Below are 25,051 nucleotides of genomic sequence, written 5' to 3' on the forward strand. Positions count from 1 at the left end.
TCGGTCAGCCGAGCGCTCCGCTCCCCTCGGAGTGGGCGGTCACGGCGGCCGCCGTCACCCGGCGCAGTCGTACCGCCGCCGGGTCCGTCGCGCGCGGCAACCGCGCGCCGACGACGGCCGCGGGCAGGACGCGGCCGCTCGCCGGGGTGATGACGTGCGCGTAGTAGCGGAACAGCAGGTCCTCCTCCTCGGCACCGAGATGGCCGGACGGGGCGACCGGCGCCTCCTCGACCGCCCGCCGGATCACCGCCACCACCAGCCGACGATCCGGGTAGAGCCAGGACCGGGCGAGCGGGACGAGCCGTTCCCCGTCCGCCGGATCGACGAGGATCGAGACCCACGCCGGGCGGTCGGTCTCGTCGACGTAGACTGCGGCGATCGGCCCGATCCGCCGGCCGCCGCCCGAGTAGGCGGTCGCCCGGAGCAACCGCGGGACCTGGTCACCCGTATCCACGTGGTCACCCTAGGGACGGGGTGCGCCGCTTGCGCGCCGCGCCGCAGATCGTCAGGTCGTCGTCAGGTCGGCGTGGGCCGGGCTCCCCGGCGTCAGCACGCCTCCGTCGTCGGCGGGGCGGTGGACGGCCGTTCCTCCGCAGAAGGGGTCGGGGTCGGGGTCGGGGTCGCCGGGCGCGACCGGGGCAGGCACACGGCGGACCGGTCGTCCGGGCGCTCGACCACGGTCGGTGCGGGCTGGAGGGGGCCGACGGAGATCGGTTCCAGCGGCCGGGGCTCGGCGTCGACGCCGACACCGCACCCCGAGCCGACGGCCAAGAGGGCCACCGCGACCAGGACGGACCGACAGCGGATCATCGCGGGGCCTCCGGCAGCTCGACGACGAAGCGGGCTCCCCCACCGGGACGGTCCTCGACCCAGACCGCGCCGCCGTGGTACCGCACGTGCTGGGCGACCAGCGCCAGCCCCAGGCCGCTGCCCCCGTCCCCGCCCCGGCGACCCGCCTCCGCACCGCGGGCGAACCGCTCGAACACCACCTCACGGTACTGCTCGGCCACCCCCGGACCGGCGTCGTCCACCTCGACGCGTGCCTGCCCGCCGCGGCGCAGCACCGCCACGCGCACCGGCCCTCCCCCGTACCGGTCCGCGTTGTCGAGCAGGTTGGCCACCACCCGGTCGAGTCGCCGCCGGTCGCCCTGCACGATCGGGGCCGGATCGGCGGACTCGACGACGGGCCGAGCGGACGCCCGGACCCCGACGACGTGGTCGACGAGGTCGACGAGGTCGACGAGGTCGACCGACTCGCTGGGGCCGTCGTCCCGGTCACCCGAGATCTCCAGCAGGTCCACGACCATGCGCTGGAACCGTCCGGTCTCCCCGAGCAGCAGGTCGAGGGCCCGGCCCGCGACGCCGGAGATCTCGCCGCGGCGGCGCACGAGCACCTCGGCCGCGTTGGCCATCGTGGTCAGCGGCGAGCGCAGCTCGTGGCTGACGTCCGCGGCGAAGCGGGCGTCGCGGCGCACCCGGTTCTCCAGCGCCTCGGCGGTGCGGTTGAACGTGACGGCGAGTGGGGCGAGGTCCGGGTCGCCCTGCTCGGGCAGGCGGGCGCGCACGTCACCGCCCGCGACCCGCGACGCCGCGGCGGTCAGCTCGGTCAGCGGCCGCAGCGCCCGCCGGCTGGCCCAGGACCCCAGGGCCACCCCGAGCAGCGCGCTCAGTGCGACGCCCGCGGCCAGCACCGTGCTGATGAACCGGAACGTGCGGTCGAGCTGCGAGAGCGGGAACAGCTCGACGTACGCGGTGCCGGCCGAGGTGACGGGATGGGTGACGGCGAGCACGGGCACCCGGTCGACCATGAGCCGCTGCAGCGCCGGCGTCCCCCGGCGGGCGAGCTCGCGCAGCGCGGTCGGGAGCCGCTCGGGGTCCACCTGGCGACCGCTGGTGATCCACCCCTCCGGGCGGCGCAGCAGCACCGTCGACTCCGAGTCGGTGCTCAGCCCGGTCAGCAGGTCGTCCAGTCCCTCCGAACCCGACCGCAGCGACGCCTCCACCAGGCGCACGTTGAGCTCGGCCTGCAGGGACGCGCTGGTCTCGCGCTGGCGCAGCATGTAGCCGGACGCGAGGTTCCACGTGGCGGTGGCGAACACACCGGTGAACAGCAGGGCGCCCAGACCGAAGGCCAGGGCCACCCGCCACCGCAACGACAGGCGGGTCACCCCGCCGGTCCCACCTTGTACCCCCGGCCGCGGACGGTCAGCACGCACGTCGGGGCGTCGGGGTCCCGCTCGATCTTGCGGCGCAGCCGGCGGATGTGCACGTCGAGCAGGCGGGTGTCCCCGAAGTAGTCGTAGCCCCACACCCGCCGCAGCAGCTCCTCGCGGGTCACGACCCGGCCCCCGGCCCCGGCGAGCTCGAGCAGGAGCCCGAACTCGGTGCGGGTCAGGTGCACCTCCTCGCCGCACCGCCGGGCGACCTCCTCCTCGGGGGAGATCTCGACGTCGCCGACGCGGAGCGTCCGCGGACCCTCCGGCCCCGGCTGGCGCCTGCGGAGCAGGGAGCGGATGCGGGCGGCCAGCTCACTCGCCACCAGCGGCTTGGTCACGTAGTCGTCGGCTCCCGCCTCGAGACCGGCGATCACGTCGGCGGTGTCGGTCCGCGCCGAGACGATGATGATCGGCAGATCGCCGCGGGACCGCAGCAGCCGGCAGACCTCCAACCCGTCGATGCCGGGGAGCATGAGGTCGAGCAGCACGACGTCGACGTCCGTGGTGCCGATCAGCCGCAGGGCCTCCTCGCCCGACCCGGCCTCCACGACCTCGCAGCCCTCGTCGGCGAGGGCCAGGCCCAACGCCTGGCGGATGCGTTCGTCGTCCTCGACCATCAGCAGTCGCGCATCCATCGTGCTCATACTGCCGGGCGGGCCGTCGGCCCGCCCGGAGCCGGTGCTCACGACGGCCCGCCGTCGCGGCGCTGCCGCAGACGCTGCGCGGCCAGCCGGTGCATCAGCTCCTCGAACGCGCCAGCCGGCACCTGACCGCTCAGCTCCCGCCGCGCCACGCCGACCTCGTGCCGGACGACGGTCCGCGGCAGCGCACCGGCGAACTCCTCGCCGAGCAGACCGGCCACCCGGTCGACGTCGCCGTGCTCCTCGATCCGGGCAGTCATCGCTCACTCCCTCCGTCCGACCCGATAGTGGCGCACGACGCGCCCGTCGGGGCGCCGCGGGACGCATGCGGCCGCTTCCGCAAGCAGATCGTCAGCTCGACGACTCCCGGGCCGCCGGCCGTCACGGTCCGGCGTCGACGAGCCGCGTGGTGGGGACCCGGTCGACGAGCCGGGCGACCGAGGCGGCCAGCCGCAGCGACCCGATCCCGGTCGGATGGAACGGCTCGGGGTCGGCGAGGCCCTGGAGATCGCGTCCGAGCCCGTCGGTGGCCCCGCCGCACAGCGACGTGATCCGCGGCCGGGCGACCGTGAACCCGTACTGCTTCGCGCCGGCCTCCAGCACCGAGTTGAGCCGTGCGTTGCGCACGGCCAGCAGCGCGATCTTCTGTGCGTCGAGCCCGGGGACGCCGTCGGGGCCGCGCACGTCGGGGCACTGCTCGTCGGCACCCGGCGCGAACGCGTCGTAGGAGGTCATGACGATGACCTGGGGTGCGCCCGGCAGGTCGTTGAGGTCCTGCAGGAGCGCGGCGTAGTCCTGGTCGAACGCGCCCAGGCGGTAGTCGAACTCGCCGCTGGTCAACCTGTCGTCACAGGTGGCGAGGCCGTAGCAGTACAGGAGGAAGTCCGACCAGTGCAGGTCGTTGGGCCCGATGGCGACGACGACGAAGTCCAGCCCCTGCACCTGCTTGAGGCGGCCGACCTGCGGGGGTGCCACGGCGCCGGGGAGCTGCTGGCCACCGCGCAGACCCTGGTCGATGCTCGCCCCGGAGCAGGCCAGGTTCAGCACCGGCGCAGCGAGCAGCCCGGTCAGCTCCACCGCGAGCGAGTCGGCACTGCGCCGGCACCCGAGGTCCTCCCCCGTCGCGTCCGCGGGCGGCGGGCCACCGAGCCGCGCGACCCGCGAGTCACCGATGACCGCGCCCGAGTACCCCGTCACGACCGGGCCGACCGGGGACGGCGTCACGCGGGTGGAGCCGGCGAGGTCGGCCAGCGAGGTGACGCCGGACAGCCCGTGCACGGTCCCGGCGTAGGCGAGTGCGCCGCAGGCACCCCACGCGAGGACCGAGGCGGTGATCGTGATCGCGGTCGTCCGGCGGACCGATGCGGAGCACGCGTGCCACAGGTCGGCGACCGGCACCGCGTCGCTCCCCCGGCGACGGCCCTCCCGGCGCAGCACGGCGAGCATCCGGAGGCATCCGGTCAGCGCGCTCACCGCGAGGGCGACCACCACGGCACCCAGCGCGCCCCAGAGGTACCACCGGGCGAACGCCTCGACGAGGGTGCGCGACGCGCCGGAGGCGACCTCCGCGGTGCGGGCGGGGTCGAACACCTGCATCGCGTCGGCGTTGCGCTGCACGGGGCCCAGCGACAGCCGCGGCCGCAGCGGGCCGTAGACCTGCACGCCCGTCAGGTCGAGCTCGGTGTTGCCGATCTGCACCAGCTGCGCCGGTCCGACCGCGGTGAGCTGCGGGTCGCGGGCGCCGACGCCGACCGACTGGCCGGCGATGCGCACCTGCTGGTCCGGGTTGAGCCAGACGACAAGCGGGACGCCGACGAGCACGCACAGCGCGACGGCCAGTGCCGTCGACCACGACCGGGCCGCGACGACGGCGCGGCTCATCGACCGTCGGCGGCGGGCTCGCGCGGCACGTCGGGGGTCGCGACCGGGACGTCGACGACCAGTTCACCGGCGCGCTCGAAGCCCAGGACGACCGGGTAGGTCAGCCCCGACCGGATCGGCACCCGCAGACCCGTCAGCGCCAGCAGTCGCGCGTCGTCCTCGGCGGGCACCTCGATCGACGACAGCCCGGTCTGCCCGGCGGTCAGCGTGGCTCCACCCGGGACGACGAGGCCGTCGGCCACGACGACGCCGGCGTCCGCGGCCGGGCTGGACAGCCGGACCAGCCGGTCCGCGGTCGGGCCGTTGTTCACGATGGTCACCGACAGCGGTGCCGTGTCCCCGACGCCGTACACCTCGTCGCCCGCGACCGGCGGGCTGAAGCGGAACTCCACGTCGAGCACCGAGATCGGACCGACCTGCCCCACGGCGCCCGAGGCGTGGGTGGCCTGCGTGCTCGTCGCCGCCTCCTGGCCCGCCCCGCAACCGGCCACGACCAGCAGGAGTACCGCGGCCGTCACGGCACGGACGGCGATCCGACGGATCGGCGTGGGCAGGGACGGGCGCTCGTGCACGGTGGTCGGTCCTCCAGGGTCATGGCGGGGCGGACCGGCGTCGCCGGTCCGCGCTGGACTACCCCGCCCGTGCCCTCTCCTCACCCCGCCTGCCTTGCGGTCACCTGACGGTGTGCCCGGGCCCGTGTCGGTCGGTGTCCGCGGTGGGGACCCTGTGGCGAGGAGGTGGTCCGGATGTGGTTCCCGTACGGAGCGGGCCGGTGGTCGTGGATGCACGGCGAACGAGCCGACCTCCCGGGTGAGGCGGCACCGCGGCGCCCGCACACCGGGGGCGACGGGGCCGCGTCCCCGGTCGGACCCGGCGACGGGGCGACCGACGAGACCCCGGTGTCGGCCTGGGAGGCACTGTCGATCGTGCTGGGGCTGGCGGTGCTGAGCGGAGCGGTGGCGGCGGTCGTGGTGACCGCGTTCGTCGCCGTCCTCGGCTGGCTCGTGGTCATGGCGGCGGACGAGGCGGCGCGGCAACGACCCCCCGACACCCCACCGCGGAGGTGGTGAGCCGCGCGGTCGCGGACTCTCCGGCGATCGTGCCCTCACCGGCGCAGCAGCCGACCGAGCACCCCGCGCAGCGCGCCGAGCACCGTCGCGGCCGGCCCCATCGCCGCCCGGGCGGCGGGCGCCCCACCGCACCGCTCGTTCCATAGGTGGAACGCCTCGGCCAACTGCGGATCGTCCGCGGCCAGCTGCCGCGCGATCGCCGCGAGCCGGCGCGCCTCGCGGATCCTGTCGCGCACAACCCCTCCCCGGCTCGTGCCCGGTGGACGGGTCCAGACTGCGGCATCGGGCGGTGATCGCGCCTGACGACATCCTTGCGGTCGGCCTGCTCGGGGCGCATCGTGCAGTGCGCCGCCCGCCCGCGATCCGTGGACAGCGCCCGGTGCCGGGCACCGTCCGGCGGCCGCCTGACGAACGGCTGACGATGTCGTCCGCGCTCTGGTCGGCACCCGGACCGCCCGGCTACAACTGGTGCAGCGGCCGGCGGACCCGGCGGCGTGACCCGGTACCGGGGCGGCGGACGTGCGCGAGAGCTGGGGAGCACCTCGCGGACCGGAGTCCGTGCACTCGGTGACCGGCGGGGAGTCAGCGGGGGTCCGCCGGCCGCTCGGACCGCGCACGGCTGCGCCCCGGTCGGATGCCCCGGCGCGGTACCGGCTCAGTACCAGCCGAGACCGGCGTCGAGGTCACCCTCGGGGGTCTCGCCCGCGGCCTCGGAGATCGCCTGCAGTGCCGTGATCACCAACGCGTGCTGGTCCGCGGGCAGCGCCGCGAACAGCCGCTCGACCTCCGCCCGGCGCCGCCGCGTCACCTCCGCGACGAGGTCCCGCCCGGCCGGGGAGAGCGCCACCCGCAGCGACCGGCGGTCGGCCCGCAACCGGGTCCGACGGATCAGACCGGCCACGGCGAGCCGGTCCAGCAGCCGGGTGGCCGAGGACGGGTTGACCCCGAGCGCGGTCGCGAGGTCGACCGGCCGCTGCGGCCCGCGGGTGGCCAGGACCACCAGCGCGCGGTACTGCGGCAGCGTGACCTCGCCCGCGGCGGCCAGCGACCGCGCCGCGATCGCGACGAGCGCCCGGCTCGCCGTCATCACGGCATCGACGAGCTCGCGGCCGTCGGATCCAGGGGTGGACGGCACCCCCGGCCGCGGCGTCGCATCGCTCACCGCTGCAGCCTGTCATGCCCGACGGCCGGGACGGTGGGGGCGGCCACAACTGCCGCTCCGCACTCGTTGCTCTATGCAAAGATATGTCGATGCATGCTTCTCTGCTGCACCGGCGTGTCCGTGTCGTGCACGACCTGCTGCGCGGCTCCGCACCCGGCCTGGTCGGGCTCGCGCTGCTGGTCGGGGCGGGTGCGGGCCTGGGGGCGGTGGTGTTCCGCTGGTTGATCACGGTGTTCACCGAGCTGTTCACGGGCACCACCGACTACAGCGCGACCGGCGGCACGGCCCACCCGGCGTTCCCCTGGGCGGGCGCGTGGTTCGTGGTGCTGGCCCCGGTGCTGGGCGGCCTGCTGTACGGACCGCTGGTGCACCGCTTCGCCCGCGAGGCACGCGGCCACGGCGTGCCCGAGGTCATGCTCGCCGTCGCCCGCAACGGCGGCCGGATCCCACCCCGGGTGGCCGTGGTCAAGTCCCTGGCCTCGGCCCTGTGCATCGGCTCGGGCGGGTCGGTGGGCCGCGAGGGCCCCATCGTCCAGATCGGCGCCGCGCTGGGCTCGTCGATGGGGCAGTGGCTGAGGGTGCCCCCGCACCGGCTCGGCCTGCTCGTCGCCTGCGGCGCCGCCGGTGGCATCTCCGCGACCTTCAACGCCCCCGTCGCCGGCGTCTTCTTCGCCCTCGAGCTCATCCTCCGGTCGTTCACCGCGGAGGCGTTCGGGGTCGTCGTGATCGCCTCGGTGACCGCCTCGGTCGTCGGGCGCGCCGTGATGGGGGACGAACCGTTCCTGGTCCTGCCCCCGTTCAGCGTCGGCTCGCCGGTCGAGTACCTGCTCTACGCGGCGCTCGGGCTGCTCGCCGGCCTGCTGGGCTGGGCGTTCGCCCGGTTCCTCTACCGCGTCGAGGACGCCTGCGACCGGGTGTGGCGCGGCCCCGAGTGGCTGCGCCCGGCCGTGGGCGGCCTGCTGCTGGGCGGGGTGCTGCTCGTCCTGCCGCAGATGTACGGGGTCGGCTACCCGGTCCTGCAGAACGGGATCGACGGCGGGTACGCGCTCGGCTTCCTGCTCGTCCTGCTCGCCGGCAAGATGCTCGCCACGAGCCTGACCATCGGGATCGGCGGCTCGGGCGGGGTCTTCGCGCCGTCGCTGTTCATCGGCGCCATGGGTGGCACGGCGTTCGGGCTCGTCGCCCAGGCCGCGTTCCCCGGTCTGGACATCTCCCCCGGCGCCTACGGTCTGATCGGGATGGCCGCGGTGTTCGCCGGAGCGAGCCACGCCCCGATCGCGGCGCTCGTCATCGTCTTCGAGCTGACCGGGCAGTACTCGATCATCCTCCCGCTGATGGCCGCGGTCGCGCTCGCCACCGGGATCAGCCACCTGGTCTCCCGCGAGACGATCTACACGCTGAAGCTGCTCCGCCGGGGCCTGGACATCACCGCCGAGCCGGCCCCGGACCTGCTGCGCAGCCTGACCGTCGGGCAGGCGATGGGCCCCGTGCCCGAGCCGCTGGAGGGGAGCTGCCGCGTGCCCGAGATCGTCGCCCGACTCGAGTCGGCCCGCTACGGCGCCGCGCCGGTCCGGGTCGGTGGTGACCACCTCGGCACGGTCGTCGCGGCGGACGCGCTGGCCCCCGCCGGTCCGGGTGTCACGGCCGCCGACCTGGCGCGCACCCTGCCGCCGTTGCACGCCGGGACGCCGTTGCACGACGCCGTGCCGGTGCTGCACGAACACGCGACGACCGGCCTGCCCGTCGTCGGACCCGGGGGCCGGGACCCGATCGGCTGGGTGGACCACCGCGACGTGGTCGCCGCCTGCGCCACCGCGCGATCCGCCGGAGGCGCCCGTTCCGCCGGCTCAGGCCACCGGGCTGAACCGCCGGGCCGCGACGTGTGACGGCCGCGGGGCCGGGGCCGCGAACGGCTCCTCCAACCGGTTCTCCACGCTGTTGAACACCACGAAGATGTTCGACCGCGGGTACGGGGTGATGTTCCCGCCGGAGCCGTGCATGCAGTTGGAGTCGAACAGCGTGGCCGACCCGGCCGCACCGGTGATCATCGCGATCCCGTGCCGGTCGGCAAGAGCGGTGAGGCTCTCCTGGTCGGGGGTGCCGACCTCCTGCTCCTTGAGCGAGTCCTTGTAGTGGTCGGCGGGGGTCTCCCCCACGCAGGCGACGAACTCCTTGTGCGACCCCGGCATGATCATCAGGCAGCCGTTGTGCGCGTAGTTGTCGGTCAGCGAGATCGAGATGCTCACCGCGCGCGGGGAGGGCATGCCGTCCTCGGCGTGCCAGGTCTCGAAGTCGGAGTGCCAGTAGAACCCGCCGCCGCCGAAGCCGGGCTTGTAGTTGATCCGGCTCTGGTGGACGTAGACCTCGGAGCCGAGGATCTGCCGGGCCCGGCCGGCCACGCGCTCGTCGGCGATGAGGTCGGCGATCGTGCGGCTCAGCGCGTGCACCTCGAAGACCGAGCGCACCTGCCCGGAGGACTTCTCGGTGATCGTGCGCTCGTCGGCGTGCACCGCGGGGTCGGTGGCGAGGCGGTCGAGCTCCGCGGAGAACCCGACCACCTCCTCGGGGGTGAGCAGTCCCGGGACCGATACGAAGCCGTCGCGTTCGTGCGCCGCGAGCTCCTCGGCCGAGAGCAACCCCGGTGCCGTGCTCCACACCGCGGGTTCCGCCCGGTCGATGATCACCGGGCGGTCCGCCACCCGCGTGGGGTAGCGGTCGCCGTGGCGTGCCGTCCGTCGGTCCGTGACTGCCATGCCCTACGAAGCCTCCTTCTCCTCCTCGTCCACCGTGATCAGCGGGTACACGCCGTTCTCGTCGTGCACCTCGCGACCGGTGACGGGAGGGTTGAACACGCACACCGTCCGCATCTGCGTGCGCGGACGCAGCTGGTGGCGCTCGTTTCCGTTCAGGACGTAGATCGACCCGGGCGCGAGCGCGTAGGTCGTGTCGTTGTCCTTGTCGTACAGCTCGCCCTCACCCTCGGTGATGAAGACGGCCTCGATGTGGTTCGCGTACCAGAAGTCGTTGACGGTGCCGGCCTTGAGCACCGTCTCGTGCACCGAGAACCCGACGCGGTCGCCGCCGAGGACGATGCGCTTGCTGCGCCAGTTCTCGGTCTTGACGTCGCGTTCGGTGTCGGTGATCTCGTCGAGCGTGCGGACGATCATCTACTGGGACATCCCTTCGGTGACGGCGGCCACGGACTCCGCGACGATGGCGAGACCCTCGTCGAGCTCGGCATCGGTGATGGTCAGGGCCGGGAGGATCTTCATGACCTCGTCGGACGGGCCCGAGGTCTCCATGAGCAGTCCCCGTTCGAACGCCGCGGCACACGCCTTCGCCGCGAGCTCCGGCTGCCCGAACTGCAGACCGCGCGCCAACCCACGACCCTTCGGGGTCAGCTCCACGGTCTGCGAACGCGCCGCGATCTCGGAGAACGCCTCGTGCACCCGCTCCCCCTTCGCGATCGTCGACCGCTCCAGCGCGTCGTCGGACCAGAACTCCTTGATCGCCGCCGTCGCGGTGACGAACGCGGGGTTGTTGCCGCGGAAGGTGCCGTTGTGCTCGCCGGGACCCCACACGTCGTGCTCCGGCTTGATCAGCGTCAGCGCCATCGGCAACCCGTAACCGCTGATCGACTTGGAGATGCACACGATGTCGGGCTGGATACCCGCGATCTCGAAGGAGAAGAACGGGCCGGTGCGGCCGATGCCCATCTGCACGTCGTCGACGATCAGCAGGATGCCGTTGCGCTTGCACAACGCGTCCAGGCCCTGCAACCACTCCACCCGCGCCGGGTTGATCCCGCCCTCGCCCTGCACCGTCTCCACGATCACCGCAGCCGGCTCGTTCAACCCCGAACCGGAGTCCTGCAGCAGCTTCTCCATCCACAGGAAGTCCGGCTGCGTACCGTCGAAGTAGTTGTCGAACGGCATCGGCGTGGCATGCACCAGCGGAATGCCGGCCCCGCCGCGCTTCATCGAGTTACCCGTCACCGACAACGCACCCAGCGTCATCCCGTGGAACGCGTTCGTGAAATTGATCATGGCCTCTTTGCCGCTGATCTTCCGCGCCAGCTTCAACGCCGACTCCACCGTGTTCGCACCCGTCGGACCGGGGAACTGCACCTTGTAGTCCAACCCACGCGGCTTGAGGATCCCGTCCTCGAACGCGTGCAGGAACTCACCCTTGGCCGTGGTGTACATGTCCAGCCCGTGGGTGATCCCGTCCCGGGCCAGGTACTCCAACAACGGCTTCTTCAACGCCGGCGGGTTGTGCCCGTAGTTCAACGCCCCCGCCCCGGCGAAGAAGTCCAGATAGGTGTTCCCGTCGACATCGGTGAGGCGCGAACCGACCGCGGTGTCGAACACGACCGGCCAGTTCCGGCAGTAGCTGCGGACCTCGGACTCCAGGTCTTCGAACACGGTCATCGGCTACCCCATCCTCCTACGTCCGTCGCAGGCCGGGCGGACCCCGTGGAGCGGTCCGGACCGGTGGCCCGGGAGTCCACCGAGGCGGCACGGGGTACCGCATCCGGCCCCTGATCGGTCGCCGACGCTACCCGCCGGATCCGGGCTGCCCCGGCTTCGTCAGGTCATCGCAAGGTTCGCGACGCGGCCGTCTTGCAATGCCCTGACGGTTCACGACGCCCGGCCCCGGGAGGACCGCCGCCCCGCTAGGAAGGGATCCGGCGGTCGACGGACGTCCGGCCCGAACCGGTCGGCCCGGGCCGGTGCCGGGACCCGAGCGGGCGTCCGCCGACCGTCGTCGGCCTGCGCGTCCCCGTCCTCCCCGCGACGCGGCGCCCGCGAACGGGCCGCCGCGCGGTCCGCCCCGGTTCCCGCGGGCGGGGCGGGGCGGGACACTGCCGGGATGGATCCCGATCTCGCGCACCGGCACGCGCAACGGCTGCACCGGGCGCACCGCGCGGGCGAGGTGCTCGACGCGGCGGCCCACGACGTCGCCGCCACCATGGCCGAGGCCTACGCCGTGCAGGACCGGCTGACCGACCTGCGGCTGGCCGACGGCCGGCGCCTGGTCGGCCACAAGCTCGGGTACACCTCCGCGGCGATGCGCGAGCAGATGGGCGTGGCCGAGCCGAACCACGGCCCCCTGTTCGACGACATGCTGCTCCCCGGGGTGGCCACCGGGTTCGTCCAGCCCCGCGTCGAACCGGAGATCGGGGTGGTGCTGGGTCGGGACCTGCACGGCGACGACCTGGACCTCGATCAGGTCGCCGCGGCGGTCGCCGAGGTGCGCCCCAGCCTGGAGGTCGTCGACTCGGTGTGGGCCGACTACCGCTTCACCGTCGAGCAGAACACCGCCGACGGGTCGTCGGCCGCCGGCGTCGTCCTCGGCCCGCCGCTGGACGTCGACCCGCTCGGGTGCCACCGCACGTCGGTCCGGCTGCTGCACGACGGCGTCGAGGTGGCCACGGCCACCGGGGCGGCGGCCGGCGGCCACCCGCTCGCCGGGGTCGCGTGGCTCTGCGCCCGGCTGGCGCAGGCCGGGCGCGGGCTGGCGGCCGGTCAGCTGGTGATCACCGGAGGCCTCACCGCCGCGGTGCCGCTGCGCGTCGGCGGCACCGTCGAGGCGGTCTTCGACGGGCGGACGGCGGTGCGGGTCACGCGGGACTGACGCGGGCCGATCGATCGTGACCCCGCGGTGCGTCCGCAGCTCGGAGGGGGCGCGGCCGCTGGGCTGCGCGACCCGGTGGCCCGGCCCCCGCCCGAGGCGCTGCTGGTGGCGGCGCACGCCCCCGGCGGAGGCCGGGTGCTCGGCGGTGCTCAGTCCTCCGCGGTGAGGATGTGGATCGAGCAGGCGCCGTTGTCGACGCCGTAGATGCCGCCCCCGGTGGTGTGGGCCAGTGCCACCTCCGCACCCGGAACCTGCAGCGCGCCCGCAGCCCCGGTCAGCTGCCAGTGGCACTCCGCGAGCTGGCTGGCACCGGTGGCACCCACCGGGTGGCCACGGGAGAGGAGCCCACCGCTGGGGCTGACGGCGACCCGCCCGTCGCGGTGGAACTCGCCGCCGGCGACAGCCTTGTGGGCCGTGCCCCGGTCGGCGAGGCCGAGAGCCTCGGCGTGCAGGAGCTCGGCGATGGCGAAGGCGTCGTGCAGCTCGACGAGGTCCAGATCGGCCGGGCCCAGCCCGGCCATCCCGTAGGCCGCCCTGGCGGAGCGCTCGGTGATGTCCGGCCAGGTCATGTCCCGGAACGAGGTGTGGAACCGCCCGGACCGGATCACGCTGGCCCGGATGCGGGTGCGCGGCGTCCCCAGCTCGCGGGCGAACCCGTCGCTGGTGAGCAGGACGGCGGCGGCACCGTCGGTGTTGGGGCAGCAGTGCATGAGCTGCAGCGGATCGGCCACCGGGCGGGACGCGTCGACCTCCGCGGCGGTCACCTCCTTCCGGAAGTGCGCACGAGGGTTCAGCGCGCCGTTGCCGCGGTTCTTCACCGTGACGGCGGTGAGGTCGGCGACGGTCGCGGTGGTCTCGTGCAGGTACCGCTGCGCCCGCATCGCGTACGCCGCGGGCATGACCTGGCCCTGCTCGACCTCGATGTCCGCGCTGGTCAGCGGCAGCGCCCCACTGCCGAACGCGGTCAGGTTCTCCACCCCGGCCACCAGCACGCAGTCGTACACACCGGCGGCGATCGCCTGCCACGCCAGGTGCGCCGCCGCCCCGCTGCTGGCGCAGGCGTTCTCGACGGAGAACACCGGCGGGCCCGAGACGCCGACCCGCTGCAGCACCCGCTGGGCGATGAGCGACCCGCCGTAGACCGCGCCGACGAAACCCGCCTCGACCGCGTCGGGGGACAGCCCGGCCCCGCGCAGCAGCTCCGCCGCGGCCGCGGCGCCGAGCTCGGCGGCGGGGCGGCCGGGCTGCTTGCCGAACGGGACGACCGCGGCCGCGGAGACGTAGACGGGCCTCATCGGTCCCCCTCCGGGGTCGTGACGGGACGGACCCGGTAGGACCACAGCTCGACCCCGCCCACGGTGCCGGTGGGTCCCGCGGTGAGGACCACCGGCGTCCCGGGCGCCAGCGGCGCGGGGTCGGACGGGTCCGTGCTGTCGGTGTGCGCCGTGTCGGTGTGCGCGAGCAGCCGGACGCCGTCGACGTCGACGTAGGTGAGGACGTACGGCGTCGGGAACCCGGGCGCGCCGATCCGGACGACGGTCGAGGCGTAGGCGACGCCCTCCGGCCCGGCCTCGACCGGGTCGAGGGCGTCGTGGGCGCAGGCCGAGCAGACCTCGCGCGGAGGGAACCACCGGCCCGCGCAGCGCGCGCACACGGAGATCGTGAGGACGGGGGTGCCGTCCGGGCGGAGGTCGTCGACGCCGACGAGCCTGCGCTCCGGTCGGCCGGAGGTCTGGGTGGTCACGAACGGCTCCTGGGCAGGTGGAGGTCTCCGGTCCCCGCGTCCGCGGACACGGGGACCGGAGACGGTGGGGGTCATGCGCGGACCGCGGCCACCTGACCCGACAGGGCGGCCTCGCGCAGGACGGGCAGGACGATCTGCTTGAACCGCGCCGGGTTCTCCGACATCGGGAAGTGGCCGATCCCGGTCATCGGCACGAAGTGCGAGCCCCGGACCTCGGCGGCGAGCGCTGCGCAGGCCGCAGGCGGCGCCGCCCAGTCGTACTCGGCGCTGAGGACCCAGACGCCGACCCGGTCGGTGTCGATCTCCCGCGCCGACTCGGTGAGGTCGTGCCCGACCATGTAGTACTCGAGGTCTCCCTTGAACACCGGCGGTGCGCCCTGGCTGTAGACCCAGACGGTCTCCCGGACGAACTCCTCCGGGCTGTCGGGAGCACAGAGGGTGTGCATGAGGGCGGGCTTGGTGTCGTTGCCGATCTCGGGGTGGTAGAGCCAGGGCAGGATCCGCTCCATCCCGTGCGAGTGCAGGGTCGCCTCGATCCCCACCACGGCGCGGTAGCTCCCGGGGTGCCTCAGTGCGAGGTCCGCGGCGAGGTGGCCACCCATCGAGCAGCCCATGTAGACGGGCCGGTCGAGCTCGAGCGCCTCGACGAACGCGACGTGGAACGCCAGGAGGAACTCCTCGGTGAGCGTGTACTCGGTCGTCCACCACCGCTCGGAGGTCGGCGGCAGGGACTTGCCGTGGTAGGGCAGGTCCACCGCGATCAGCCGGAAGTCGGCGGTGACGTCCGGGTCCTCCAGCAGGTGCCGCCACTGCCGGTTGTCGCACCCGGCGGTGTGCTGCAGGACCACCGGGGTCCCGGAGCCCGCCTCCTCGAAGTAGACGCGGTACTCGACGCCCTGCACCGTGAGGTAGACGTAGCGTCCCGCCACGTCGGCGAACCGGCTCATGCCGCGACCTCCTGACGCGCCACGACCTGGGCCAGCACCTCGCGCGTCCGACGGATCGCCGGGTAGTACGCCATGATCGTCTTCATGTTCCCCTCGATCCGGAAGCCGTGGTAGAGCATCGCGGCGTAGTAGTCCTGGAAGAACGGCGGTGGCACGGGGGCCAGCAGGTTCGCCCAGTGCTCGGCGGTCCCCGCGAGCTGGAAGTCCCAGGTGTCGAAGGGGGTGGCGCCCGCGTCGACGGCGGTCACCTCGCCGTCGGCGAGTCTCACGAGCAGGTTCTGCGACTCCGTGACGATCCGGAACTGGGTGTTCCAGTAGCGCGCCTGGAGCCGGAACTCCGGGTCGGCGTTGAGCGCGTCGCGGAGGCGATCTTCGTTGATCTCCATGGTTCCTCTTCGTCGTCGGTCGGCTTCGTGGCGGTCCGGGCGGCGGATGCCGCTCGTCAGTCCAGGGGGCTCGGTTCGTGGGTGCGCGCCGCCGCGATGGAGGAACCCGTGCGGCGGCTCAGCTCCATCGCCTCCTCCCAGGAGGTGTTCACCATCGAGCGGAAGGCGCGCTTGCCCCAGTCCAGGGTGATCGCGTCGAACGACCCGATGCGCTCGGCGATCTCGAACGCCCGGGGCAGGAGCCGGTCGTCGGGGACGACCTCGTTGACGATGCCCATGCGCAGGGCCGTCCCGGCGTCCACCCGCTGCGCGAGGAAGATCAGTTGCGCCGCGTGCTTGGGCAGCACCCGGTTGACCAGGGACGGCCCGGACAGCGCGGCCCACGCACCGAACGCCATCTCCGGGGTGCCGATCGAGGCGGACTCGGCCGCGATCGCCAGCTCGCTGTTGTGGACGAGCGTCGATCCCCCGCCGAGCGCGTAGCCGTTGACGGCGGCGATGAAGACGGCCGGGTGGTTGCGGATCTCCTCGTTGACCTCGGCCCAGTTCCCGATCGATGAGCTGGCGCGGCGGACCGGCTCCGTCGGCGGCAGCTCCTCGGTGAGGTCGATGCCGGAGCAGAAGCTCGTGCCGACGCCGGTGACGACCACGGCCTTCTTCTCGTGCACCGCGGCCAGCGCCGCGCGGAGCCCGTCCTGCGCGGCCCGGTTCATGGCGTTGCGCTTCTCCGGCCGGTTCAGCGTGATCACGGCCCAGTCGCCGCGGTCCTCGACCCGGACGAGCTCGTCGTCGGGGGTTCCGGCGGCCTCCCGCGGCTCCCGCGCGGTGCCGGCGGTCACGAGGCGACCCGGTCGGTGCCGAAGGCGGACCGCTGGTGGGCGAGCCCGTCACGGACGTCGTCGCCGTGCTCGTCGAGCAGGGGCGCGCGCCGGTCCGGCCGCGCCGGGGTGCGGGAGAACTTCAGCGGCTGGCCGGCCACCCCCAGCGTTCCGTCGACGCCCGGATGCTCCGTGCCGGACGGGGACGGGGAACGCGACGTCGTCCAGGCCGATCTCGCGGACCGCCCGGCCGGTGGTGTCCTGGGTCGCCAGACCGATGGCGAGCGAGAGGGTCAGGACGTGATCCCGTGGCGTCCCCAGTGGTGCTCGAAGACCCGCCCCACGACGTGGTCCTCGAACGGGCGACGCCCCTCCACAGGATCGTGCCCGTGCTCGCTCCGGATCCGGCACCTCACGAGGCCCCACGCCGATCGGTCCGGCAGGTAGCCCCTCGCACGACTTCTCACGGAACGCCCCCGCTCGCGCCGACCACGCTCAGGCCACGTCAGAAGAGTCCCTTCTGGCACATCTCGCTGCCTGTGGTCTCTGTCTGACGACCACGCCGCCACCACGCGGCGGAGGGCCTGATCATGATCAGCCGATGAGGACCTCCTTGCCGAGGTACTCCTCGATCAGCCAGATCAGACGGTTGCCATCGATCAGTTGCATCCGGCCGTGATCACGGGCCTGCTGCTCGCATCCGACGGTGAATCGGGATGTCGTGACCAGCACTCCCCAGCCGGCCCTCTTCTCCTCCATCGTCCCGGCCAGCTTGCGGTAGTGGCTGGGCCCGAGCACGTTCTCGGGCTTGCAGCGCTTGGCCTGCACGACGGCGAGGCCGCCGATGAGGTTGCTGCGATTCACGATCACCGCGTCAACTCCGTCGTCGTTGCTCTGCGTCGTGGTCCACCCCTCCGCGCCCTGGGCCTCGAACAGTTGCCGCACGAGATGCTCGAAGTTCGTCGGACTCATGTCCAACAGGTTCGGCCGGGAGTCGAGGGTCGCCACGGCGTCCAGTCCTTCCACGAAGGCGTACTCGGTGAGGTCGAAGACCAGGACCGGTTCGATCGGCTCCAGGGCGTACGGGTGGTGAGAGACGATCGCCTTGAGCCGGTGGAGGCACTGCACCGCATCGACGTTCCGCAACGCGTCCTCACGCGGGAAGTCCTCACGCGCCACGTCGACGCTCACCAGGCAGGGGTACTCCCACTCCCCCGTCGCCGGGTCGATAGCGTGGACATGTGCGTTCACACCCACCCGCACCAGCGCCTTGTCCGAGCCGAGGACGTGTCGCAGTGCCAGGACCACGACCTGGGCGACCACGCTGCGATACACCTCGGCGACCTCCCGTCGGGCTCGCGCAGCCACCCGCTCCGAGTCCGACCGCTCGACGTAGGTTCGCGACTTCACCGTGGGCACCACGTCCCGCGACCGAAGCGTCAGCTGCACCAACGCCTGTACCGCGCTGGGACTGAACACGACGTCGACCTCGTGGGGGAAACCCTCCGGCAGCAGCAGTCCGAGGAGGACGTGCCGCAGGAACGATCCGACCGCGGCCTTGTCCCGGGCCGGCAGCCCGTCGCGCATGCGATCCACCTCGGCGTTGTGCCGAGCGGCCTCGTCGAGCGCGGGTCGGGTCCGCTCATCGTGCTCCCGCTGCAGCCGCCCGACCTTCTCCAGGCGGTCGCTCTCCCGAGGACCGCACCCGCGCCGCGATCGACGCCGTCCTCCGCCCACCGCCTCAGCGGACCACCCCCGACCGGCGACCACGCCACGGACCACCGCTGGACGACACCGAAGCCACGGTGGCTCGGCCCTCGGGTGACCCCGTACCGACGCTACCCACATCGCGATAGCCCGCGGGCGCCGACGCAGGAGGCCGAGCAGTCGGCGGGCTCGCGATCGCGCTGGGACGGGCCGCACGACGGCGCGGCCGCGGTCCTCGAACTGTCCCGTCCGATCCCGCTCGACGGATCATGCGCCGGATCGTCCACAGTGGATGGGAGTCCGGCGAGATCGATCTTGCTCGACCAAGATCTTCTATTCTTGAGCCATGTGTGTGCCATGCGAGCGATCATGAACCGCGTTTCCGCAGTTCAGATCGATGGAGTGGGACGAGCTGGCCTGTAAGCCGGATCCTGTGAGCGGAGCGCCTTGCGGCGCACCGCCCGGCGACCATCCATCTAGGCCTGCCGTCGCCGGCAGGCTCGTGCGACCTACCCGCAGACTCGGACGGGCCGCCCTCGAACGCCTGCGCAGGCCCCGCCGGAGCGGGGCCCTCTTGGTCTTGCTCCGGGTGGGGTTTACCGAGCCACCCCGGTCACCCGGGGTGCTGGTGGTCTCTTACACCACCGTTTCACCCTTACCCCCGGGTTGCCCCGGAGGCGGTCTGTTCTCTGTGGCACTGTCCCGCGGGTCACCCCGGGTTGCCGTTGACAACCACCCTGCCCTGCGGAGTCCGGACTTTCCTCGGCGACGGTCCGGAGACCGTCGACGCGGCCGCCCGGCCAGCTCGTCCGCGCGCCCAGTGTAGGGACCACCTCACCCGAGGCGGGGGTCGGGGATGTTTGCCCGTCGACCGGCCTGGTCACCCGGCCGTGTGACATCTTCCCGGGACGCCGCCGCCGGACTGCTGTTCCGGCCCGGCGCCGTCGTGGAGGACGAGCCGGTCCCGGCCCCCGCGCCACCTCCGCCGGCGCGCAGCCGGGTCGGCACCGTGGTGTGCCTGGTGCTCGGTCTGCTCGCCGTCCTGCGCGTGGTGGTCGCGGCCGTGCGGCTGCCGCCGCTGCCGGCCGAGTCCCGCATCGTCGACGGCGCCTTCGCGACGATCGCCGGGCTGCCGGTCCCGGCCGACGGGCCGGGTGAGGTCGCGGCCCGGCTGCAGCTCACCGCCCACGCCGCCCTGACCGGGGCGTTCGGCCGCTACCCCGACGTGCTCGGCGGCGCCCGCGAGCTCGCGGTGGTCGCGTTCGTGGTGCTCCTCGTCGCGGTCGCCGTGGTCGCCGGGGCCGCGGCCCGCCCCGGGGCCTTCGCGGCGCTCCTGGCGCTGTTCGTCCTCGCCGAGCCCGCGGTCGTCGCCGTGGCGACCCTCGGTCCGGGCCTGCTCGGCGCGACGTGGCTCGCGGTGGGGGCGGCCCTGCTGGTGCAGCGGGCGACGCCGGTGCGCGTCGCGGGGGCCGTCGCCGTCGTCGCCGGGGTCCTGACCGCTCCCCCGCTGATCGTCGCCGTCGTGCTCGCTCTCGCCGTCGTCGCGGCCCGGGACCTGCCGACAGCGGCGCTGGCCGTCGCGTCCGTCGCGGCCGTGCTGGGCGGCACGCTGCTGCTCGTCGGGCCCGCGACGGAGGGACGGGTCCACGTCCCGCTGCTCGTCGCCGCGGCCGCGCTCGCCGTCGTCGGGATCGTCCGGGGTCGACGACGGGCCGCCGCGGCACTGGTGGGAGTGGGGCTGCTCGTCGTCGCGCTGCCCGGGGACGTCGCGCTGCCGCTGCTCGTGGCGACGCTGCTGGTGGTCGGCACGCAGGTCGTCGACGACCTCCGCGTGCCCGGCGGCGTGGTGCCGCTGGCCGCGGCCGCCGGGACCGGGCTGGCCGCGGTGGTGCTCCCCGCCGCGTGGAGCGGTCCGGGCCCGGACCGGCCGCACCGCGCGCTGGCGACGTGGATCGGCACGGCGACCGAGCCGGGCGCGGTGCTCACCGTGCCGCCGGGGGTGTGGTCGGACCTGGTCCGCGACGGGGTGCCGGCCCGGCGGCTCGGACCGGCCGGGACGCTGGTCGTGGTCGAGGGGACCTCGACGGCGCAGGACCGGCTCGCGCGGTTCAGCAACGGGTCGACGCAGCTGACCGTCTCCCCCGCGACGCCGGTCACGGCGGTGCCCGAGGGAGCGGCCCGGGCGAGGGCGGGCGCCCAGCTCGACGCCAACCCCCGCTTCGACGCCCCGGACGACGTCCGCGCCGTGATCCGCACGGGCGGCGTGGACGCCCGCGCCCTCCTGGTGCTGGGCGGGTTGGCCGGGCGCACCGACGTCACCGTCACGGCCCTGCCCGTCGTCGCGGGCGAGGACCCGGCCCGCCCGCGCCACCAGGTCGTCCTCGGCGGCGCCGACCCGGCTGCCGTCGACGTGCTGCGTGCCCAGCAGGCCCCGTTCGCGCCCCTGATCACCGGGACGCCCGACGCACTCGTCCTCACCTGGACCCTCCCGGCACCGTCCGCGGTGTTCGGCCGATGAACCGCCACCCCACGAGGGAGACCCCGCCATGACCGCTCGACCGCACCGCCTGCTGGCCGCCGGGCTCGTCGCCCTGCTGGTCGCCGCTCTCTCGGCCCTGGCGGTCCAGCCGGCCGCCGCGGCCACCGGCACGTACCTGCGCCTGGCCCACCTGTCCCCCGACACCCCACCGGTCGACGTCGTCGTCACCTCCTTCAGCGGCGCGACGTCCGAGCTCGACGGCGTGGCCTACGGCGACGTGTCGTCCTACAAGCGGATCGAGCCGGGCGCCTACACCGTGCAGATGCGCCCGGCGGGCGAACCGGACGCCGTGCCGATCGTCACGGGCACGCTGGAGGCGGAGCCCGGCCGCGCCTACACCGCCGCCGGGCTCGGACCCAACGCGCAGCTCGCCGTGAACGTCCTCGTCGACGACCTGACCCCGCCGCCCGCCGGACAGGCCCGGGTGCGGGTGGTGCAGGGGGCGGCGGAGGCGGGTGACGTCGCGATCCGCTGGAACGGCACCCCCGTGCTGGAGGCGGCGTTCGGCAGCGCCACCGAGTACGTCACGGTGCCGGCCGGACCGGGGTCGTTCGACGTGCAGCGGGCCACCGGCGACCCGGCCGCGGTCGACGTCGAGCTCGCGGCGGGCGGCGTCTACAGCGTGATCGTCGTGCAGCAGGACGGGGAGCTCACCGGACAGCTCCGGACCGACGCCCTCGGACCGGACGTGGCTCCGGCCGGCGGGATCGACACCGGTCTCGGCGGCACCGCCGCGCCCGGCGTGACCCCGGCCGTCGCCGTGGCGCTCCTGGCCGGTGCGGCCGCCGCCGGGGTCGCGGTGTCGCGCCGGCGGGCGCGCCTGCGGTGACGCGGCTCCTGGCGGCGCTGGCGCTGGTGCTCACGCTGGCCGCGTGCGGGTCCCCGCCCCCGCCACCCGCGGTTCCGGCGGCGGCCCCGACCCCCGTGACGACCGGGCCCCCCACGACGACCGGGACCCCCGCGACGACCGGGGACCCGGCCCCCGAGCGCCTGCGCATCCCCGCCATCGGCGTCGACTCCTCCTTCGTCGACCTCGGCCTCGACCCCGACGGTGCGCTCGCCGCCCCGGAGTCGACCGACGTGGTCGGGTGGTTCGCCGCCGGGCCCGCTCCCGGCGCCGACGGCCCGGCTCTCGTGGCGGGCCACGTCGACTCCCGGGCCGGGCCCGGCGTGTTCTTCCGCCTGGGCGAGCTCGCGGCGGGCGACCGGATCGAGGTGCTGCGCACCGACGGCAGCACCGCGGCGTTCACCGTGACCTCCCGGACCGACACCCCGAAGGCCACGTTCCCGACCGAGCAGGTCTACGGCCCCACCCCGGGCCCGGAGCTGCGCCTGGTCACCTGCGGCGGCTCGTTCGACCGGGCGGTGGGCCACTACCGCGACAACGTGGTCGTCGAGGCGGTCGCCGCCGACGCCGCGGAGTGGACGGTCGGCTGATCAGGCCCGCGCCCGTCCGGGTCCGGGCGTCCCGCACCGCCAGCACGCGTCCCCCTGATCCGGTGACGGCATCGCCCCGCACTCCGGGCAGAGCCGGTCGAGCCAGCAGACGGGATCGCCGCCGTCGCCGGTGTGCTCGTCGTCGGCGTCCATCAGAAGTGCCGCGGCAGCTCGCGCAGGGAACCGACGGTGAGCACCGCCGGGTCGTCGACCTCGGCCTCCTCGTGCGCCCAGGTGTGCGGGTGCGGGACGAACACGGCGTTCAGGCCGGCGGCCCGGGCGGGGAGGATGTCCGAGCGCGGCGAGTTGCCGATCATCCACGTCGCCGACGGGTCGAGGGCGAGGTCCCCGGCCAGCGCGCGGTAGGTGGTGACGTCCTTGCGCGCCACCACGTGCACGCTGCGGAAGTGCCCGGCCAGGCCGGAGATCTCGACCTTGCGCTGCTGCTCGACGGGGTCGCCCTTGGTCATCAGCCGCAGCTCGTGGCGGGTGCCGAGCTCGGCGAGCACGTCCTCGACGCCGGGCAGCAGCTCCACCTCGTGGTGGCGCAGCGCGGCCGCGAGCGCGGCGATCTCGGCGCGCTCGGCGTCGGTGACGGGTCGGCCGCGCAGCCGGGTGACGCAGTCGTGCAGCGAGCGCAGGAACACCGCGCTGCCGTAGCCGTGGGCGGCGATGTTGGCGGTCTCGATCTCCTCGCGCACGGCGCGGGCGTGCGCGGCGTCCGGGTGGGCGAGCCAGGCGAAGAAGTCCTCGCTCACCCGCTCGAACAGGACGTTGTTCTCCCAGAGCGTGTCGTCGGCGTCGAAGAGCAGGGTCAGGGCCACCGGGCGACGCTAGCGCGGGGCGCATACGGTCGCACCCGTGATCGACGTGTCGTCGCCGGGTGCGCTGGTGTTCCTGCTCGTGGCCGGGCTGCTGGCCGGGAGCGTCAACGCGGTGGCGGGCGGGGGGTCCCTGCTGGTCTTCCCCGCGCTGCTCGCCGTCGGGTTCCCGCCGCTGGCCGCCAACGTCACCAACTCGGTGGCGCAGTGGCCCGGCTACCTGGGGATCGTCGCGGGCGCCCGAAGGGAGCTGCGCGGGCAGGGCCGGCGGATCCTGCTCACCTCAGCGGTGGCCGCGGTCGGCGCGGCGATCGGCTGCGTCCTGCTGCTCGTGCTGCCCGGCGAGGTGTTCGACACGGTCGTGCCGGTGCTGGTCCTGCTGGCCAGCGTGGTGATGGCGCTCGGCCCGTGGATCAAGAAGCGCATCGGCACCCCGGACGCCGGGGCGCCGGACCGCAATCCCGCGCTGCTGACGTCGGTCTTCCTCGCGTCGGTCTACGGCGGCTACTTCGGCGGCGCGCTCGGCGTCATCCTCGTCGCCACGCTCTCGCTGTGCGTCGGGGACGAGCTGCGCCGCGTCAACGCCCTCAAGGGCCTGCTGTCGCTGGTCATCGCCACCGTCACCGTCGCGGTGTTCGCGTTCGGCGCCCCCGTCGACTGGCTCGCCGTCGCCCTGCTCGCCCCCACCACCCTGATCGGCGGGTACCTCGGCGCGAAGCTGGCCCGCCGGCTGCCGGAGAACGTGCTGCGCTGGGCCGTGGTGGTGCTCGGCGTCGGGGTCGCGGTCTACCTGTTCCTCACGTGAGCCGCAGGCCCACCCACAGCGCGAGGACCGCCGCGACCAGCCCCAGCGGGACCGTGAGCAGGCCGAGCCCCGTGAACTCCCGCACCGACGGCGCCGCCTCCGTCCCGGACAGCACGCGCCGCCACAGCAGCGTGGCCAGCGACCCGACGTAGGTCAGGTTCGGCCCGACGTTGACGCCGATCAGCACCGCGAGCACCAGGCCGGGGGCCGGGGCGTCGCCGAGGACGGCGAGGAGCACGAGCGTGGCCGGGATGTTGTTGACGACGTTGGCGAGCACCGCGGCCAGCACGGCGAGCCCGAGCAGGCCGGGCAGCGTCACCGCCGACGGCACGACGGCCGCCAGGGCCGCTCCCAGCCCGTTCTCCGTCACCGCCCCGACGACGACCCCCAGCGCCAGGACGAACAGGCAGAACAGCGGGTCGGCCGCGCGCAGCAGCGCCACCGGGCGGGCCCGCCGCGCGAGCAGGACCCGGACCCCGAGCACGACGGCGCCGGCCGCGGCCACCCACACCGGCTCGATCCCGAACAGCGACGACACCCCGAACCCGACGAGCGTCGCGGCGAGCACCGCCAGCGCGAACCCCGGCGTCGCGACGTCCGGGGCGGGCGCCGGGGCCGCCGGGGCCGCGCGCAGGTCGCCGCGGAACCACCACCGGAACGCGGCGTACTCCACGGCGATCACCACCAGCCACGGCACCGCCATCAGCGCGGCGAACCCGAGGAAGGTCAGCCCGGACGCGGCGAACGCGAGCAGGTTCGTCAGGTTCGACACCGGCAGCACCAGCGACGCGGAGTTCGCGAGGTGCGTGCAGGCGTAGACGTGCGGGCGGGCGCGGACGGCGAGCAGCCGGGCGGTCGCGAGCACGACCGGCGTCAGCAGGACGACGGTCGCGTCCAGGCTCAGGACCGCGGTGGTGGCCGAGGCGGCGACGAACGTCAGCCCGAGCAGCCGCTGCGGGCTCCCCCGGCCGGCCGCGGCCATCCGCGCACCGAGCCAGGAGAAGACGCTCTCGACCTCGGCCAGGTACCCGAGCAGCAGGATCGCGGCCAGGAAGGCGATCGTCGGGCCGAGCTCGACGATCTCCTCCAGCGCCGCGGCCGGCGTCGTCAGCCCGAGCAGCAGCACCAGCCCGGCGGCCGGGACCGCGACCAGCGCCTCGGGCAGCCCGCGCGGTTTCGCGACCGCGAACGCCAGCACCACCCCGAGCAGGACGACGGCGGCGACGCCGCCGGTCACCGC

28 protein-coding genes and 1 other RNA gene are annotated in these 25,051 nt (G+C 74.2%); 7 read left to right on the forward strand and 22 right to left on the reverse strand.

The genetic code is table 11. From position 1 onward, the window contains the following. Nucleotides 1-4: 4 nt before the first annotated feature. The 7 genes from H6H00_RS26445 to H6H00_RS26475 all read right to left on the reverse strand — a co-directional run bounded on the left by H6H00_RS26445 (nucleotide 5) and on the right by H6H00_RS26475 (nucleotide 5,310). Entirely contained in the window at nucleotides 5-454 is a 450-nt protein-coding gene (locus H6H00_RS26445) for a hypothetical protein (protein ID WP_185718362.1), read from the reverse strand. Between the two features lie 51 nt (nucleotides 455-505). Beyond that, entirely contained in the window at nucleotides 506-646 is a 141-nt protein-coding gene (locus tag H6H00_RS26450) for a hypothetical protein (RefSeq protein ID WP_185718363.1), read from the reverse strand. 160 nt (nucleotides 647-806) lie between these two features. Then, nucleotides 807-2,168 carry a sensor histidine kinase gene (locus H6H00_RS26455; RefSeq protein WP_185718364.1) on the reverse strand — a complete coding sequence of 454 codons (1,362 nt, stop codon included), beginning with the start codon at nucleotides 2,166-2,168 and terminating at the stop codon, nucleotides 807-809. After that, nucleotides 2,165-2,851, reverse strand: coding sequence for a response regulator (locus H6H00_RS26460; RefSeq protein WP_185718365.1), 687 nt, complete (start codon nucleotides 2,849-2,851; stop codon nucleotides 2,165-2,167). The genes H6H00_RS26455 and H6H00_RS26460 overlap by 4 nt, the downstream gene beginning before the upstream one ends. A gap of 47 nt (nucleotides 2,852-2,898) precedes the next feature. Further along, nucleotides 2,899-3,117: a hypothetical protein gene (locus tag H6H00_RS26465; protein ID WP_185718366.1), complete on the reverse strand. Its 219-nt coding sequence runs from the start codon at nucleotides 3,115-3,117 to the stop codon at nucleotides 2,899-2,901. A 121-nt stretch (nucleotides 3,118-3,238) separates the two neighbouring features. Continuing rightward, on the reverse strand, nucleotides 3,239-4,738 hold the full coding sequence (locus H6H00_RS26470) for a GDSL-type esterase/lipase family protein (protein WP_185718367.1): 1,500 nt from the start codon (nucleotides 4,736-4,738) through the stop codon (nucleotides 3,239-3,241). Further along, nucleotides 4,735-5,310 (reverse strand): copper chaperone PCu(A)C domain-containing protein, encoded by a 576-nt coding sequence (locus tag H6H00_RS26475; protein WP_185718368.1) that lies wholly within the window; start codon nucleotides 5,308-5,310, stop codon nucleotides 4,735-4,737. The genes H6H00_RS26470 and H6H00_RS26475 overlap by 4 nt, the downstream gene beginning before the upstream one ends. Nucleotides 5,311-5,484: 174 nt before the next feature. On the opposite strand from H6H00_RS26475, the gene H6H00_RS26480 reads away from it, so the two are divergent. Further along, the gene (locus H6H00_RS26480) at nucleotides 5,485-5,808 is read left to right on the forward strand and encodes a hypothetical protein (RefSeq protein ID WP_185718369.1); all 324 of its coding nucleotides are present in this window, start codon (nucleotides 5,485-5,487) and stop codon (nucleotides 5,806-5,808) included. Between the two features lie 35 nt (nucleotides 5,809-5,843). On the opposite strand, the gene H6H00_RS26485 is transcribed toward H6H00_RS26480, so the two are convergent. Both H6H00_RS26485 and H6H00_RS26490 read right to left on the reverse strand, forming a co-directional pair. Beyond that, complete coding sequence (locus tag H6H00_RS26485; protein WP_185718370.1) at nucleotides 5,844-6,044, reverse strand: DUF3040 domain-containing protein; 201 nt, start codon at nucleotides 6,042-6,044, stop codon at nucleotides 5,844-5,846. Nucleotides 6,045-6,463: 419 nt separating this feature from the next. Then, nucleotides 6,464-6,970 (reverse strand): MarR family winged helix-turn-helix transcriptional regulator, encoded by a 507-nt coding sequence (locus tag H6H00_RS26490; protein WP_255425387.1) that lies wholly within the window; start codon nucleotides 6,968-6,970, stop codon nucleotides 6,464-6,466. Between the two features lie 89 nt (nucleotides 6,971-7,059). Between H6H00_RS26490 and H6H00_RS26495 the strand changes: the two genes are divergently transcribed. After that, nucleotides 7,060-8,856 carry a chloride channel protein gene (locus H6H00_RS26495; protein ID WP_185718371.1) on the forward strand — a complete coding sequence of 599 codons (1,797 nt, stop codon included), beginning with the start codon at nucleotides 7,060-7,062 and terminating at the stop codon, nucleotides 8,854-8,856. Here H6H00_RS26495 and thpD read toward each other — a convergent pair. The 3 genes from thpD to ectB are packed head-to-tail and all read right to left on the reverse strand — an operon-like array spanning nucleotide 8,818 to nucleotide 11,400. Then, nucleotides 8,818-9,723, reverse strand: coding sequence for an ectoine hydroxylase (gene thpD, locus H6H00_RS26500; RefSeq protein WP_185718372.1), 906 nt, complete (start codon nucleotides 9,721-9,723; stop codon nucleotides 8,818-8,820). The two genes, H6H00_RS26495 and thpD, sit on opposite strands and share 39 nt — an antisense overlap. A 3-nt stretch (nucleotides 9,724-9,726) precedes the next feature. Continuing rightward, nucleotides 9,727-10,137: an ectoine synthase gene (locus tag H6H00_RS26505; RefSeq protein WP_185718373.1), complete on the reverse strand. Its 411-nt coding sequence runs from the start codon at nucleotides 10,135-10,137 to the stop codon at nucleotides 9,727-9,729. Further along, complete coding sequence (ectB, locus tag H6H00_RS26510; protein WP_185718374.1) at nucleotides 10,138-11,400, reverse strand: diaminobutyrate--2-oxoglutarate transaminase; 1,263 nt, start codon at nucleotides 11,398-11,400, stop codon at nucleotides 10,138-10,140. It abuts the gene before it with no gap. A gap of 442 nt (nucleotides 11,401-11,842) precedes the next feature. On the opposite strand from ectB, the gene H6H00_RS26515 reads away from it, so the two are divergent. Further along, nucleotides 11,843-12,607: a 2-keto-4-pentenoate hydratase gene (locus tag H6H00_RS26515; protein WP_185718375.1), complete on the forward strand. Its 765-nt coding sequence runs from the start codon at nucleotides 11,843-11,845 to the stop codon at nucleotides 12,605-12,607. A gap of 149 nt (nucleotides 12,608-12,756) precedes the next feature. Here the strand turns inward: H6H00_RS26515 and H6H00_RS26520 are convergent, their stop codons facing one another. The 8 genes from H6H00_RS26520 to rnpB all read right to left on the reverse strand — a co-directional run bounded on the left by H6H00_RS26520 (nucleotide 12,757) and on the right by rnpB (nucleotide 19,017). Continuing rightward, nucleotides 12,757-13,902, reverse strand: a complete 1,146-nt coding sequence (locus tag H6H00_RS26520) for a thiolase family protein (protein WP_185718376.1) — start codon at nucleotides 13,900-13,902, stop codon at nucleotides 12,757-12,759. Next, complete coding sequence (locus tag H6H00_RS26525) at nucleotides 13,899-14,351, reverse strand: Zn-ribbon domain-containing OB-fold protein (protein ID WP_185718377.1); 453 nt, start codon at nucleotides 14,349-14,351, stop codon at nucleotides 13,899-13,901. Before H6H00_RS26525 ends, H6H00_RS26520 begins: the two co-directional genes overlap by 4 nt. Before the next feature lie 71 nt (nucleotides 14,352-14,422). Then, nucleotides 14,423-15,298, reverse strand: coding sequence for an alpha/beta fold hydrolase (locus H6H00_RS26530; protein WP_185718378.1), 876 nt, complete (start codon nucleotides 15,296-15,298; stop codon nucleotides 14,423-14,425). Further along, nucleotides 15,295-15,684 (reverse strand): hypothetical protein, encoded by a 390-nt coding sequence (locus H6H00_RS26535; RefSeq protein WP_185718379.1) that lies wholly within the window; start codon nucleotides 15,682-15,684, stop codon nucleotides 15,295-15,297. The genes H6H00_RS26530 and H6H00_RS26535 overlap by 4 nt, the downstream gene beginning before the upstream one ends. A 56-nt stretch (nucleotides 15,685-15,740) precedes the next feature. After that, the gene (locus H6H00_RS26540) at nucleotides 15,741-16,523 is read right to left on the reverse strand and encodes an enoyl-CoA hydratase/isomerase family protein (RefSeq protein WP_185718380.1); all 783 of its coding nucleotides are present in this window, start codon (nucleotides 16,521-16,523) and stop codon (nucleotides 15,741-15,743) included. After that, a complete protein-coding gene (locus H6H00_RS26545; RefSeq protein ID WP_221775679.1) occupies nucleotides 16,520-16,663 on the reverse strand; it encodes a hypothetical protein in 144 nt (47 codons plus the stop codon). The genes H6H00_RS26540 and H6H00_RS26545 overlap by 4 nt, the downstream gene beginning before the upstream one ends. Before the next feature lie 433 nt (nucleotides 16,664-17,096). Next, nucleotides 17,097-18,089: a restriction endonuclease gene (locus tag H6H00_RS26550; protein WP_185718381.1), complete on the reverse strand. Its 993-nt coding sequence runs from the start codon at nucleotides 18,087-18,089 to the stop codon at nucleotides 17,097-17,099. 524 nt (nucleotides 18,090-18,613) lie between these two features. Beyond that, an RNA gene (gene rnpB, locus H6H00_RS26555) (RNase P RNA component class A) lies at nucleotides 18,614-19,017 on the reverse strand. An 84-nt stretch (nucleotides 19,018-19,101) separates the two neighbouring features. On the opposite strand from rnpB, the gene H6H00_RS26560 reads away from it, so the two are divergent. Genes H6H00_RS26560 through H6H00_RS26570 form a run of 3 tightly spaced genes read left to right on the forward strand, consistent with a single transcriptional unit; the run spans nucleotide 19,102 to nucleotide 22,185 of the window. Beyond that, nucleotides 19,102-20,727: a hypothetical protein gene (locus H6H00_RS26560; RefSeq protein ID WP_185718382.1), complete on the forward strand. Its 1,626-nt coding sequence runs from the start codon at nucleotides 19,102-19,104 to the stop codon at nucleotides 20,725-20,727. Nucleotides 20,728-20,755: 28 nt separating this feature from the next. Next, complete coding sequence (locus H6H00_RS26565) at nucleotides 20,756-21,577, forward strand: DUF4397 domain-containing protein (protein ID WP_185718383.1); 822 nt, start codon at nucleotides 20,756-20,758, stop codon at nucleotides 21,575-21,577. Beyond that, nucleotides 21,574-22,185 carry a class F sortase gene (locus H6H00_RS26570; RefSeq protein ID WP_185718384.1) on the forward strand — a complete coding sequence of 204 codons (612 nt, stop codon included), beginning with the start codon at nucleotides 21,574-21,576 and terminating at the stop codon, nucleotides 22,183-22,185. The genes H6H00_RS26565 and H6H00_RS26570 overlap by 4 nt, the downstream gene beginning before the upstream one ends. Nucleotides 22,186-22,337: 152 nt before the next feature. Here H6H00_RS26570 and H6H00_RS26575 read toward each other — a convergent pair whose 3' ends face one another. Next, complete coding sequence (locus H6H00_RS26575) at nucleotides 22,338-23,009, reverse strand: HAD family hydrolase (RefSeq protein WP_185718385.1); 672 nt, start codon at nucleotides 23,007-23,009, stop codon at nucleotides 22,338-22,340. A gap of 37 nt (nucleotides 23,010-23,046) precedes the next feature. Between H6H00_RS26575 and H6H00_RS26580 the strand changes: the two genes are divergently transcribed. Then, a complete protein-coding gene (locus tag H6H00_RS26580; protein WP_185718386.1) occupies nucleotides 23,047-23,811 on the forward strand; it encodes a sulfite exporter TauE/SafE family protein in 765 nt (254 codons plus the stop codon). Here H6H00_RS26580 and H6H00_RS26585 read toward each other — a convergent pair. Beyond that, entirely contained in the window at nucleotides 23,804-25,048 is a 1,245-nt protein-coding gene (locus H6H00_RS26585) for an SLC13 family permease (protein WP_185718387.1), read from the reverse strand. The genes H6H00_RS26580 and H6H00_RS26585 overlap by 8 nt on opposite strands. Between the last annotated feature and the right edge of the window lie 3 nt (nucleotides 25,049-25,051).

This window comes from Pseudonocardia petroleophila, from assembly GCF_014235185.1.
Taxonomy (GTDB): domain Bacteria; phylum Actinomycetota; class Actinomycetes; order Mycobacteriales; family Pseudonocardiaceae; genus Pseudonocardia; species Pseudonocardia petroleophila.